Origin of the sequence: Providencia sp. CIM-Carb-044 (genome assembly GCF_033901115.1) — a bacterium.
Taxonomy (GTDB): domain Bacteria; phylum Pseudomonadota; class Gammaproteobacteria; order Enterobacterales; family Enterobacteriaceae; genus Providencia; species Providencia hangzhouensis.
The window spans coordinates 22499-35704 of the sequence record NZ_JAXADV010000014.1; the positions used below are offsets into that span (position 1 = coordinate 22499).

The window sequence follows — 13206 nt, forward strand, 5'->3', positions numbered from 1 at the left end:
TAACATTTAGTAGGTGGTTGTTTAGCTCTTGTTTAAATGACTACGGTATGTATCAAGTACCACTGCAACGATAATTACGGCTCCTGTTATAAAGCGTTTTGTGGGCTCGCTTGCACCAACTTGTGCCAACCCAGCAGCCAGAACGGAAATAATCAATGCTCCAAGAAAAGTACATATAATTGAACCTCTTCCTCCCATCAAGCTTGTACCGCCTATCACAACAGCAGCAATAACCTGTAGTTCCATTCCAACACCACTATTTGGGTCAGCGGCCTCAAGGCGCGCCACTTGGAACAGTGAGGCCAAACCAGATAATCCTCCCATAAGTGCAAATACAGCGATCTTATAAGGCCCGGGATTAATGCCTGATAATCGGACCGCTTCTTCATTCGTACCAATACCAATCAAATGACGGCCAAACACAGTTCGAGTTAAAACTAAATGCCCGACTATAATGACTACTATGGCAATAATAAAAGAAGGGGATACTCCGAAGAAAACCGGGTCGGCAATATAATCATAAATAGAACCAATATAGGCCGTTCTAGAGTCAGTCAACTGATAGGCTACTCCTCGAGCCATTTCCAACATTCCGAGAGAGACGATAAATGCGGGAATACGCCAAGCAACCGTAATGAAGCCCGTTAGTGATCCAACTAGTGTTGCGAGCATTACACCAGAAAGAGCTGCTAGCCATGGGGGCCATTGGAAATTTAAATACGTTACGCTTACCACAGCTGCTGCAAGAGCCAACAACGATCCAACGGAAAGATCTATACCTGCAATAATTAATATGAATGTCATCCCAACAGACATAACAATTAGGTCAGGGATTTGATTCGCAATAGTACTAAAGGTATTCATGCTTAAAAAGTGTGTGCTAAGGCATGAAAATAGCACTATCATCGCCAATAACGCGCCGATTAATCCGATGTAGCTATTTAACTCTTTCAATGATGTATAAGGGGTTTCTTTTGTTGTTGCCGCTTGTTTAGTCGATAATTTGTTATTCATTTTTTATCCTCGGCTATTCGCTAGAAGTATTTTCTACATGCTGATATGCAGAAAATGCTGCTGCTAAAATTTGCTCCTGACTCCAGTCACCACGTGAAAAGGTATTCACTAGTTTGCCATCTGAAATTACTGCAATACGGTCGCAAATGAGCATGAGTTCGCGTAAATCACTGGAAACGACAACAATGCCTTTTCCCTTAGCCGTCAACGCATTCAGTAACTGGTAAATATCTTGTTTTGCACCAATATCTATACCTCGAGTGGGCTCATCAAATAAAATAATCTGACAATCTCTTTCTAACCATCGGCTAATTAATACTTTTTGCTGATTACCTCCTGATAAACTCTTTACAGGCTGCGAAGGATTTGTCGCGCGGATGCCTAAGTTTTTAATATATTTATTTGCTAAATTGGTTTCATCAAGTGAGTTAACGATTGATAGAAAGCTTGTTTTATCGCTATTACCCAAGGAGATATTTGCTGCTATAGATTGTGGTAATAAAAGGCCTTCGCCTTTACGATCTTCTGTAACCAATGCGATACCGTGCTTAATTGCATCCTTAGGAGATCGTATTACTACGGTTTTTAACGGATCACCAACCTGTAATGTGCCGCTGTCGATTTTATCAGCACCGAAAATAGCGCGTAAAAGTTCTGTTCGTCCAGAACCTACTAGACCGCTAATACCTAATATTTCACCACTGTGTAGCGTGAACGATGTATCCTGAATAATTCTTCCACGCTTAAAGTTTTTCACTTTCAAGATCGGATGACCGACCTGGTGCTGATTTAAATTAAATGAACTTTTTAAATCACGTCCGACCATCAGTGAAACTAGCTGATCACTGTTATAGCGTTTAATATCATCCACACAGACTAGGTGGCCATTCCGTAGTACTGCAATATCATCAGCAATTACCGCTAATTCATCTAATCGATGGGAGATATAAATCAATGAAACACCTCGGGCTTTAAACAACATTATCTGTTTAAACAGTAATTCAACTTCACGGTTACTGAGCATTGCTGTAGGTTCATCAAGAATAAGAACTCGGCTTTCGCCAATTAAGTTTCTTGCGATTTCAATCATCTGTTGATGGCCAATGCCTAATTTACCAACAAGTGTATTAGGATCGATCGATTGCAATCCAACCATGGCCATCACGGGTTGAGCTACTTCGTTTAACTTTTTCCGATCAATCCAACCAAATCGGTGAGGAAGCTGTTCGAGAAACAGATTTTCTGCTACCGATAGTGTGGGCAGTAAATTGAGTTCCTGCATCACCATGCGGATACCCAATTTTTCAGCATCTTTCCTGCTGTTAGGCGTGTAAGGTTTTCCCTGATAAATAATTTGTCCAGAGGTTGCGCTGGTTAGTCCTCCAATTATTTTGGCTAAGGTACTTTTTCCGGCGCCATTTTCCCCAGTCAGAGCCAATACTTTTCCTGAATATAATGCTAGTGTCACATCCACTAAGACAGGTTCACTATAGGTTTTACTTATTCCGTGTATTGCGAGGATCTCTTGCCTATTTTTCATATCCTGACCTTATCGGGTAAGCTGCTCTGATATCCGAAAGGTGCAATACCAAAGCAATGAACCATGATTAACCTATTGTTTAATAATAAGTTTTATTGGGGTCTCAATATTGCTGGATAAATCACTTTGTTTTTCACCATTTTTGAGCGCATCAAGTGCGGCATCAATGCCAAATACAGCTTGCTGGGAAGCGAATTGATCTGCTGTTGCTAATACTCGGCCATCATTCAACATCGGCTTAATTGCTTCGATATTGTCATAACCTACCACCAGAACCTGTCCTTTTTTTCCAGCTGAACGAATTGCAGAAACTGCACCTAATGCCATGTTATCGTTATTTGCTAACAGTGCTTTGATATCGGGATATTCACTCAGCATTGCAGCGGCTACCACATTAGCGTTGTTTATTTCCCATTGACCGGATTGAATAGAAACCACTTTCATTCCGCCCTCAGCCATTGCTTGCTGGAATCCCTGAGTGCGTTGTTGAGAGTTACGGGAGGTTGGAATGCCTTCAATAATACCTACTTGATCACCTTGTTTAAGGTGCTTTACTAAATAATCACCAATATCTTTAGCTCCTTTTTGATTATCAGGACCAACAAAAGGAATATTTAGATTTTTATCTTTGAGTACACCTTCATCAAATTTATTATCAATATTAATAACGATTATTCCTGCATCAATTGCTTTCTTAACTACAGGTAGGATTGCTTTAGAATCAGATGGTGCAATGATGATAGCATCCACTTTAGATACAATCATTTGCTCTACAATCTGGATTTGATTTGCCGTATCCGTTTCGTTCTTTATTCCATTAGATATCAAATCAAACTTATCTATATTTTTTTTCTGATAATCTTTTGCTCCTGTCTCCATTGTCAGAAAAAACTCGTTTGCCAATGATTTCATGACTAGGGCAATTTTTGGTTTATGCGTCTGCGTATCGGCGGCAAATGCAGGTATGATGAAGAAGGAGGAAAGTGCTATTCCGACAGTTGCACCGATAATGCGATAAAACATTTTATTTTTCATTTGGTTATTCCTATAGGCTTAGGGGACTGAATAATTCTCTAAACAATTGCTGCTTACGGTGATAAACGAGCGAGTTACTGGGCATGTTTGATGCGCCTTTACGTTCAACTTTCAACGATGCAAACGCAGAAGCATACTGCGCTGCATTGACGAGCTCTTTACCGTTAGCAATGTATGCAGCTAGTGCTCCAGTAAAAGCATCGGCAGCTCCACTGGTATCGACAACAGCTGATTTATAGGCAGGAATATGGGTATAAACTTTGCCATCAAAGATTAGGCAACCTTGATTACCTAACGTGATAATGACGGATTTTGCACCTTGAATATGAATGCTTTTGGCTGCGTTTTTTGCCGCATTAATATCGTCAATAACTACTCCAGATAATGCTTCGGCTTCAATTTTATTTGGTGTAATAATATCTATTAAATGCAATATTTCTTTGATTTCTGGAACATAAGGGGCTGGGTTCAATACAACAATAGCTTTCCCAAGTTTTGCCTGCATTATTGCATAACGAGTTATAGGGAAATTGTTTTCTAGCTGAGTCAAAAATACTCTGCAATTACGAATGATATCAATATCTAATAAAATGTCCTCTTCGGTAAATGTTTCGTTGGCACCAAGAGTGACACTGATCATATTGTCACCAGTAGCATCAGAAACCCATACGATTGCTATTCCAGTTGGTGACATTTCATTTATAAGAAAAGAAAATGATGAAATCTCAGTCTTTGTTAAATACCTCTTGGCTTTTTTTGAAAACTCATCTGAGCCTAATTTAACCGTTAAGTGAACGTTATTATTAATTTTAGCCGCAGCGATAGCTTGGTTTGTCCCCTTTCCTCCGGCATAAAAATGTGTTGCAGAAGCCCGTATGGTTTGACCAATCTGGGGTAGTGCTGTTATTTCAGAGACAATATCAACATTAAACGAACCTAGGATGTAAACACTTTCATTAATATAGCTGTTTTGTGTAGTTCGATTTGAATTTGGTGCAATATCCTTGCCGCTTTTAAAGCCGTTTAATATCGTTTCTGTAAACGATTGTTCAAATAAGGATTCGTCATCTGGTGTGTTTTTTAATTGTACGCCACCATGAAACAATGAGAATAGTGTACTTTGGCATAGCTCATTTAAGTCATTACGAATAGTTCGAGTAGTTACCGATAATTCTTTAGCTAATTCGCTAACATAAGCTTTTTTATCAGTTATCAACTTAATTCGAATAGCTTTTTGTCGTTCTTGTTTTTTCATAAATACTCACCTCCAAGTTTTATAATATTAAATTAATGCTAATGTTTATTGAGTGACGTTCAAAAATAAACACATAAATTGGAATTTTTTTTTCCGATTTGGGTAATTAGTTAAATGTTCAGGAAGCTCGAATAAAAATCTAGTGTCAACGGATTACAATCTATAGTTATAATCCGTAATCTATACACTCTCCTTGCATTTGTTACAAATAACAAATAAGTCAGTTTTTCAGGGTGTTTCATACTAAAAGGTAATTACGATGCCGCCTATGAATTTATCAAGCGAGTATTAAAATTTTCCACTACTGAGTGACAGCTAAAATATTCAGCATTGATAAATGTGTCTATTACAGTAATGTGATTTTCCACTTAATTAAATCGTAATAACATAAAATGATTAAAAATCAAATGCATCAGTAACTATTCATTCAATCCTGTAACTCTGGCCAGTTACTTTTAATTACTAATTAGGCTAATATGAAATTCAATAATTCTGCGAATTCTAATTTTAAAGCAAGTAGTTTTGGTATTTTTTTGATTTTTTGCATCCTGTTCAAAATTTTAAATCCGATAATAATTAAAAAGCAATTCTTTTATATCGATTATAGTATTACTAAGAACAAAAAATTATTTCTTTCTCATAGGCTAATTCGATAAATATTAAGAGTCAGTTATCAATAGAGAGGTTAATATGAATATTCTTATTATTTCAGGAAGTCCAAATTCGAAATCACTTTCATCTGCCTTACTTGATTATATTCAGCAATGGCTTGGTGAATATAATGTATTGATTGAACGGGTTAGTGTGAATGAATTTGATTCAAGTGTGTTATTAAAAGCAGAATATCAACATTCTCAAATAGAATTGTTTATTAAAAAAGTTAATAGAGCAGATGGTGTTATTATAGCTTCCCCCGTTTACCAATCATCGTATAGCGGTGTGTTAAAGTCATTAATTGACTTATTACCACAAGGTTCATTTGCTAATAAAAGAGTATTGCCAATTATGTCTGGAGGCAGTGAATGTCATCAATTAGCCTTGGATTATGCTTTTAAACCCTTATTGATGGCATTAAAAGCTGAAGAAATTATGATTGGAATTTATATTAGTAATAAACATTCAAAGTATTCTGAGCAATCTCAGAAATATATTTTTAATGATGAGATTATTGGTAGAGTAAATAATACTTTACGTTTTTTTATCGCTCACTAAATAAAACTAGGAATTATATATTACAAGCTGAACTATACTCGATTGTTGGATTGGGGGAATAAAAATGAGCTATCAACGTAATTTATTTTTGAGTTGGCTAGTGCCTTTAGCTTTACTGATGATTTGGCAATTTTCCGTAAATTCAGGCTGGGTATCAAACCGTATATTACCAGAACCACTTCAAGTAATGAATGCGGGGTGGAGGTTAATAAAAAGTGGTGAGTTATGGGAAAATATGGTTGTCAGCACATTACGTGCCTCTATCGGTTTTATTATTGGCGGCTCGATAGGGCTTATTTTAGGACTAATTACAGGGCTATCCCGATTAGGTGAAACTTTATTAGATAGTTCGATACAAATGATCCGCAATATACCACATTTGGCACTTATCCCTTTAGTTATTTTATGGTTTGGTATTGATGAGAAAGCTAAAATATTTCTCGTCTCATTAGGTACTTTTTTCCCTATTTATTTAAATACATTACATGGCATTAGACATATTGACCGCGGTTTGATTGAGATGGCAAAAAGCTATGGACTAAATGGATATCAACTATTCCATCACGTTATTTTTCCAGGGGCACTGCCATCAATATTGGTTGGTATCCGTTTTTCTCTTGGGCTGATGTGGCTAACATTGATTGTTGCTGAAACCATTTCTGCAAATGCAGGGATCGGATATTTAGCAATGAATGCGCGCGAGTTCCTCAGAACTGACATTGTAGTATTTACCATCATTGTTTATGCCTTACTGGGTAAAATAGCAGATTGGTCGACCTATTTATTAGAAGTTGTACTTTTGCGTTGGCATCCTACTTGGCAGAAAAAAAAGGTTCCAGCATGATGATAAATCAACCTATTAGAAATGAAGGCATTACAGTTAATGTTAACCAGATTACTCAACAGTTTGGTGCTCATGAAGTACTTAAATCCCTTAGCTTTACAATTCCTGCAGGGCAATTTGTCGCCATTGTTGGGCACAGTGGCTGTGGTAAGAGTTCCTTATTACGCCTAATAGCTAATTTAGATTTTCCCTCGTCAGGGGAAATCACGAGCGAAACACTATCACTAGCTCATTTTTATAATAATACACGCATGATGTTCCAAGAGCCGCGATTACTACCATGGAAAAAAGTTATCGAGAATGTAGAGCTTGGACTTAAAGGAAAATGGCGTAATGAGGCACTTGAAGCGCTAGATGCCGTTGGACTGCTTGATAAAGCTAATGAATGGCCTGCAACATTATCTGGTGGACAGAAACAGCGTGTCGCATTAGCAAGAGCACTTATTCATCGTCCTCGTTTACTATTACTTGACGAGCCTTTAGGTGCACTTGATGCATTAACTCGAATAGAAATGCAGCAGTTGATCATTAAGCTATGGCAAGAATACAAATTTACCGTTGTGCTTGTAACACACGATGTGCATGAAGCTGTGTTTACCTCTGAACGAGTATTGATGTTAAAGGATGGCGGGCTGTATTTTGATTTACAAGTAAATGAAGATTATCCCAGAACACTGACTAACTCTAGGTTGATTGAACTTGAATCGAAGGTATTGAGTGCACTTACAGAGTTTTAGAGGTATTAAAAATAATTTCTGATTGTTATCAATTGAATAGGGATTAAACATGACAGCACAGCAAGAACTACAGATATTTTGGTTTTTACCGACGCATGGAGACGGGCGCTATTTAGGCACTCAGAAAGGTGCTCGTCCCGTGACATTACCTTATTTGCAGCAAATTGCTATCGCAGTGGATAGTTTAGGTTTCCATGGTGTGCTGATCCCAACAGGTAAAAGCTGCGAAGATTCGTGGTTAATTGCTGCAGCATTGGTTTCAGTGACCAAACAATTACGTTTTTTAGTGGCGGTTAGACCAGGTCTTCAACCCCCTTCACTAGCTGCTCGCATGTCCTCTACTTTGGATAGACTATCAGATGGACGATTATTGGTAAATGTGGTTACAGGAGGTGATCCGATAGAAAATAGAGGTGATGGGATTTTTTTAAATCATGAAGAGCGATATAAAGTGACAAAGGAATTCCTTGAAGTTTATAAACGGTTGATCCGTGGAGAGCAGCAAGTTAATTATCAAGGAGAACATATAAATGTTGAAAATGCAGGATTGCTATTTCCACCAGTACAACCATTAGGTCCTCCATTGTATTTTGGTGGCTCATCGCCAGCTGCGTTAGCGGTTGCAGCAGAACATATTAATACATATTTGTCATGGGGCGAACCAATTGCTGATGTAACTGAAAAAATTACAGCTGTGCGGAAACTAGCAGATGAAAAGGGTAACCAATTGGAGTTTGGAATTCGCTTACATGTGATAGTGCGAGAAACAGAGCAAGAGGCTATTGATGCGGCGAATAAGCTGATTTCACATCTTGATGATGAAGTGATTGCTCAAGCTCAATCTATTTTTTCGCGTATGGATTCAATGGGGCAGAAGCGTATGCAAGCACTCCATAATGGCTCTAAAGATAGCTTATTTATTGCACCTAATTTATGGGCCGGTATTGGTTTAGTTCGAGGCGGAGCCGGAACGGCTTTAGTTGGTTCACCTGAGCAAGTTGCAGAACGAATTAGGGGATATCAAGCCGTGGGTATTAGTAAGTTTATTTTTTCAGGTTATCCGCATTTAGAGGAAGCACACCGGTTTGCAGAGTTAGTAATGCCGTTATTACAAGGACTAAAAGAGTTCTCTTTCTCTAGTTCATGTATTAATACTGGGCCATTTGGTGAAACAATTGCTAATGATTCAAGGCCAAAATAAGTGAGTGAAAACTATTTGAGGTAATTAATCCTATCAGGAGTCTTACTATGAAAAAGTTAATACTATTTGCTTCATTATTACTGATTTTCATCTACCCCAACTTTATTTTTGCAGAAGCGAAAAAAATTAATATTGGGTATCAAAAATCCAATATTTTTGCAATATTAAAATATCGAGGTTCGTTAGAAAACGAATTTAAAAAATATGATGTTAATATTAATTGGATTGAATTTCCCGCAGGACCGCAAATGTTAGAAGGGTTAAATCTAGGAAGTATTGATTTAGCCGCGACGGGAGATGCACCACCTATTTTTGCTCAAGCAGCACAAGCTGATTTTGTCTATTTAGGTCATTCACCGGCTAATCCCAAATCAGAGGCAATTATTGTTCCTGAAAATTCATCAATTAAGTCTATCAATGATTTAAAGGGAAAACGGATCGCATTAAATAAAGGTTCTGATGTGAATTATTTACTTTTGGCCGCATTGCAACATGCGGGGCTTAATTACAGTGATATTATCCCAGTTTATTTACAACCATCAGATGCGAGAGCAGCCTTTGAGAAAGGGGCAACTGATGCATGGGCGATTTGGGATCCTTTTTTAGCTGAAGTTGAAACTAACTTGTCAGTCCGTCAAATCGTTAATGGTGAAAATTTAGTTCCTCATTACACCTTTTTCCTTGCTAGCCGTAACTTTGCTGAAAAAAAAATTAAATATGTTGAAGTAATTATTGAGCAACTAATACAACAAAGTGAATGGGTTAATACACATCCTCAAGAAACCTCAGAAGTCTTATCAGTATCAACAGGGCTAAGCAAAGATATATGGTTAAAAGCATTACAACGCGCAAATTATGGGTTTATTCATATGAGTGATGATTCGTTTGCGAAGCAACAAAAAATTGCAGATATTTTTGTAAAAGCACGTCTAATTCCTGAACCTGTTGATGTTAAAAAAGCACAATGGATAATTAAGGAAAATTAATTTTTTAATAAAAATATTTAAATCTAATAATTGATAAAGTTTTATATAAAGTCGCCAGCTTAATACGAGAATATTTAACACGGTTTTTCGTATAATCAGATGTTTTACTACTTAATGTTATATCATTTGCCGCTTTCTAGTAGATGAAATTGTCTCCTGCGATAAAAACTTAAGTGGCTGAATTTTATTAATATTGACGAATATTTACTCTGTCATTTTATTGGTAATAATATATTGGAGGTGGAGAAATGCAGGGAATAAAACGTAGAATTGTATTTATAACGATTTATGAAGTTATTGGTTGGTTTATTTCCGCATTGGCACTGGCTTTTCTTTCTGGTAATTCAGCAGGAACTACAGGGCCATTAGCCTTAGTAATAACTACTATTGCCGTTAGTTGGAATTTTATTTTCAATACCGCATTTGAATATTGGGAATCGAAACAAAAATCACGTATTAGAACATTTAGACGCCGTTTTGTTCACGCTATACTTTTTCAAATAACACTAGTTGCTTTCTTAATTCCTTTAATTGCATGGTGGCTGTCAATTAGTCTTTTACAAGCATTAATATTCGATTTTGCCTTAATTATTTTTATCCCAATTTATACTTTCTTTTTTAATTTGGCTTTTGACAAAATCTTTGGTTTACCAAAATCAGCATTGCCGCAGGAAAATAAAATGACATGATAATGTCAAGGTTGTGTTTCCTTCTATTTGTTACCTAAGGAAACATTGATAATAGGGTACTCTTGTAAATAAGGAAATAGATTTAAACGTTTTTATCCTATTCTAGGTTGCAGATCAAATACTCTATTTACCAAATATACTTTTTCAGAAGGCTGGCCATAATAAAAATGGCCAGCTGACTTTTGCGAACGCTAATATCGCTTAAACCCTTTTGAGTGTTACATGGCTTTTTCCTAATGTGGAATAAACGATACGTTTTAAAAGAGGGTTATTTGTAAGTCTTTATCTTTTATTCTTTGTTCACATATTCCTCATTCTTATAAGTTTTTCTTTTTAATTATTTCCCGTAATTGATGCTATCTGTCAGCCTCTTCTTATCATAAATTTAATGAGGAAATGTGGATGACACGTTCATGGCAGGTAACAAAATCACAATTTACGACGGCATTGCTATTGCTGCTAGCAACAGGGGCTTGGGCGAAAAATATTCAATTGTTGAATGTGTCTTATGATCCGACTCGTGAGTTTTATCAGCAATATAATCAGGAGTTCAGTGATTATTGGAAAAAGAAAACGGGCGATACCGTTACCGTTCGGCAATCTCATGGTGGCTCAGGTAAGCAAGCCATATCAGTGGTGAATGGATTAGAAGCCGATGTTGTTACCTTAGCTTTAGCCTATGATGTTGATGCTATAGCACAAAGTGGCCGTATAGATAAAAATTGGATAAAAAAGCTCCCCGATAATTCAGCTCCTTATACATCGACTATCGTCTTTCTCGTTCGTAAAGATAACCCGAAAAATATCAAAGATTGGGACGACTTAGTCCGCAAAGACGTTTCCGTGGTGACACCAAACCCGAAAACCTCCGGCGGAGCACGTTGGAATTACTTAGCAGCATGGGGCTATGCGTTAGATAAAAATCAGCAAAACCCTGAAAAAGCGAAACAATTCGTTAAACAGCTCTATAAAAATGTGGAAGTACTCGATTCGGGGGCTCGCGGCGCAACCAATAGTTTTGTTGAACGCGGTATAGGTGATGTATTAATTGCTTGGGAGAATGAGGCTTTACTCGCTATCAATGAGTTAGGGGAAAGTGGGCAGTTTGAGATAGTGACGCCAAGTATTTCGATTCTTGCTGAGCCAACTGTCGCTGTTGTTGATAAAACTATCGATAAACGTGACCGCAGGGCAGTTGCCGAAGCTTACCTAGAGCACCTCTATTCAGTTGAAGGGCAGGAAATTGCAGCGAAAAACTACTATCGTCCACGAAATGTGGAAGTGGCTAAAAAATATCAGCAGCAGTTTCCTGAGCTTAAGTTACTGACGGTAGATGAAAGTTTCGGAGGGTGGCAAGCGGCACAAGCAACTCATTTTGCGAATGGGGGGGTGTTCGACGAAATCATCCAACGCTAATACTCTTCATATTTCGCACTGTAGCGTTGTTGGCTACGTTCGCTAACCCTAGTCACATACTGGTGTATGCTTCTAGGGATTAGCTTTTCTTGCCGCCTAGCTACAGCACGAACTATTTTGAGTAATGATAGTTAAGGGCGGGTATAATAAAAACAGGATTAAAATGGGGTATTATTCCTAGCCTGTGAGGGGCAGACTAGGAATGAGGTTAATTTATTGCCACTGGTATTTGACACCTAACTGGCCAAGATAAAATGTTTGGCGGTTGTTGCCACCTGAGGTGATACCTGCATTTTTTGGGTTTTCCCAAGTACTAGGTTCAACTGCGAAGCCGCCCCATAGTGTTAGTTTTGGTGTTAAGTTATAAAAAACTTGTGTCCCGACACGGTAGCCGTCTTTAACTTTCTGGGTAGTGCGTTTGTTACTATCGTAGTTATGTTCATTTAAATAATAACGAAAATAAGGCATTACGCTCCAGTCCTGATTTAACGTGATAGGAAAATAACCGCGAATTTGGTTTTGTTCCCATGTCTTATTAAAGTCTTTATCCCATGTCCAATCGGTGTATAGATAGACTTTGGCGGTTGCAGAGTCGTTGACCTTATAAACAAGTCCGTGTTCGGATTCCCACTCATAACTATTGGGGGCATGGAAATTATCGTAATGGTAAACCGCATCCCAAAAGTTAAATGCCCACTTATCATTGAAATTGTATGTCCCGCTAGGCATTAACCAAAACATAGTATTCGATGGCCGTGCCTGTGTGCCCGGTGCGGAGTCATTTGATTCCTTACGATAGGTGACATTCAAATTGAACTGACCAATATCGCTCGCATACATTTTCCGAGTAGCGCCAATTTGCGTACGATTACGAATAAAAGAATCTTTGGATGTTGAGAAATTGTGGTTGTAGCTTCTTAATGATTCCTTATGTTCCAGAAAAAAGCTCCATTTTGATTCAGGATTCGCTAAAAATAGCTGGCCAACCATCGTGGTTTTGTCGTAGACCTTACGACCGCTGGTATTATGGTGTCCTTCAAATTTTTCGAGTTCCATATAGACGTTGGAAGAAACGCGCCAGTAATCATTATTGACCTGATCAGCTGCGAAAACGGATGTTGTCAATCCTGTGAGAGTAACAAAAAGTAAACCATTCAGTGAAGTTTTCATTTTAACCCTTTAATTTTTATGTATATTTTATTTTTTATGCCTTAGTCCAAGGCGTTAGTGTCTGGCCTTTATACCGTGGGGTATAAAGGCTAAATCATTGTTAATAA

The 13206-nt window shown here is 37.7% G+C and carries 12 protein-coding genes; 7 read left to right on the forward strand and 5 right to left on the reverse strand.

Features of this window, described 5'->3' with window-relative positions; genetic code table 11:
• Positions 1 to 21: 21 nt before the first annotated feature.
• The 4 genes from SJ312_RS19775 to SJ312_RS19790 form a co-directional block, all read right to left on the reverse strand.
• Positions 22 to 1014: an ABC transporter permease gene (locus tag SJ312_RS19775; RefSeq protein WP_004265248.1), complete on the reverse strand. Its 993-nt coding sequence runs from the start codon at positions 1012 to 1014 to the stop codon at positions 22 to 24.
• Between the two features lie 13 nt (positions 1015 to 1027).
• Positions 1028 to 2554, reverse strand: a complete 1527-nt coding sequence (locus SJ312_RS19780) for a sugar ABC transporter ATP-binding protein (protein ID WP_319868244.1) — start codon at positions 2552 to 2554, stop codon at positions 1028 to 1030.
• A gap of 72 nt (positions 2555 to 2626) precedes the next feature.
• Positions 2627 to 3589, reverse strand: a complete 963-nt coding sequence (locus SJ312_RS19785; protein WP_319868245.1) for a sugar ABC transporter substrate-binding protein — start codon at positions 3587 to 3589, stop codon at positions 2627 to 2629.
• 10 nt (positions 3590 to 3599) lie between these two features.
• Positions 3600 to 4844, reverse strand: a complete 1245-nt coding sequence (locus SJ312_RS19790; RefSeq protein WP_319868246.1) for a PfkB family carbohydrate kinase — start codon at positions 4842 to 4844, stop codon at positions 3600 to 3602.
• Positions 4845 to 5534: 690 nt separating this feature from the next.
• Between SJ312_RS19790 and ssuE the strand changes: the two genes are divergently transcribed.
• The 7 genes from ssuE to SJ312_RS19825 all read left to right on the forward strand — a co-directional run bounded on the left by ssuE (position 5535) and on the right by SJ312_RS19825 (position 11929).
• Positions 5535 to 6056, forward strand: coding sequence for an NADPH-dependent FMN reductase (ssuE, locus tag SJ312_RS19795; RefSeq protein WP_004265252.1), 522 nt, complete (start codon positions 5535 to 5537; stop codon positions 6054 to 6056).
• A 64-nt stretch (positions 6057 to 6120) separates the two neighbouring features.
• Positions 6121 to 6900 (forward strand): aliphatic sulfonate ABC transporter permease SsuC, encoded by a 780-nt coding sequence (ssuC, locus tag SJ312_RS19800; RefSeq protein WP_004265254.1) that lies wholly within the window; start codon positions 6121 to 6123, stop codon positions 6898 to 6900.
• A 2-nt stretch (positions 6901 to 6902) separates the two neighbouring features.
• Entirely contained in the window at positions 6903 to 7637 is a 735-nt protein-coding gene (locus SJ312_RS19805) for an ATP-binding cassette domain-containing protein (RefSeq protein ID WP_405030007.1), read from the forward strand.
• Positions 7638 to 7686: 49 nt separating this feature from the next.
• Positions 7687 to 8838, forward strand: a complete 1152-nt coding sequence (ssuD, locus tag SJ312_RS19810) for an FMNH2-dependent alkanesulfonate monooxygenase (RefSeq protein WP_004265268.1) — start codon at positions 7687 to 7689, stop codon at positions 8836 to 8838.
• A 47-nt stretch (positions 8839 to 8885) separates the two neighbouring features.
• Complete coding sequence (locus tag SJ312_RS19815) at positions 8886 to 9824, forward strand: sulfonate ABC transporter substrate-binding protein (protein ID WP_319868249.1); 939 nt, start codon at positions 8886 to 8888, stop codon at positions 9822 to 9824.
• 248 nt (positions 9825 to 10072) lie between these two features.
• On the forward strand, positions 10073 to 10513 hold the full coding sequence (locus tag SJ312_RS19820) for a PACE efflux transporter (protein WP_004265273.1): 441 nt from the start codon (positions 10073 to 10075) through the stop codon (positions 10511 to 10513).
• Between the two features lie 402 nt (positions 10514 to 10915).
• Complete coding sequence (locus tag SJ312_RS19825; protein WP_319868251.1) at positions 10916 to 11929, forward strand: sulfate ABC transporter substrate-binding protein; 1014 nt, start codon at positions 10916 to 10918, stop codon at positions 11927 to 11929.
• Between the two features lie 213 nt (positions 11930 to 12142).
• On the opposite strand, the gene SJ312_RS19830 is transcribed toward SJ312_RS19825, so the two are convergent.
• Entirely contained in the window at positions 12143 to 13099 is a 957-nt protein-coding gene (locus SJ312_RS19830) for an OmpG family monomeric porin (protein WP_004265276.1), read from the reverse strand.
• Positions 13100 to 13206 lie beyond the last annotated feature (107 nt).

Excerpts from the sequence above, each read along its gene's own strand:
- SJ312_RS19775 (WP_004265248.1), bottom strand. The coding sequence starts at position 1,014 with ATGAATAACAAATTATCGACTAAACAAGCGGCAACAACAAAAGAAACC.
- SJ312_RS19780 (WP_319868244.1), bottom strand. The coding sequence starts at position 2,554 with ATGAAAAATAGGCAAGAGATCCTCGCAATACACGGAATAAGTAAAACC.
- SJ312_RS19785 (WP_319868245.1), bottom strand. The coding sequence starts at position 3,589 with ATGAAAAATAAAATGTTTTATCGCATTATCGGTGCAACTGTCGGAATA.
- SJ312_RS19790 (WP_319868246.1), bottom strand. The coding sequence starts at position 4,844 with ATGAAAAAACAAGAACGACAAAAAGCTATTCGAATTAAGTTGATAACT.
- ssuE (WP_004265252.1), top strand. The coding sequence starts at position 5,535 with ATGAATATTCTTATTATTTCAGGAAGTCCAAATTCGAAATCACTTTCA.
- ssuC (WP_004265254.1), top strand. The coding sequence starts at position 6,121 with ATGAGCTATCAACGTAATTTATTTTTGAGTTGGCTAGTGCCTTTAGCT.
- ssuD (WP_004265268.1), top strand. The coding sequence starts at position 7,687 with ATGACAGCACAGCAAGAACTACAGATATTTTGGTTTTTACCGACGCAT.
- SJ312_RS19815 (WP_319868249.1), top strand. The coding sequence starts at position 8,886 with ATGAAAAAGTTAATACTATTTGCTTCATTATTACTGATTTTCATCTAC.
- SJ312_RS19820 (WP_004265273.1), top strand. The coding sequence starts at position 10,073 with ATGCAGGGAATAAAACGTAGAATTGTATTTATAACGATTTATGAAGTT.
- SJ312_RS19825 (WP_319868251.1), top strand. The coding sequence starts at position 10,916 with ATGACACGTTCATGGCAGGTAACAAAATCACAATTTACGACGGCATTG.
- SJ312_RS19830 (WP_004265276.1), bottom strand. The coding sequence starts at position 13,099 with ATGAAAACTTCACTGAATGGTTTACTTTTTGTTACTCTCACAGGATTG.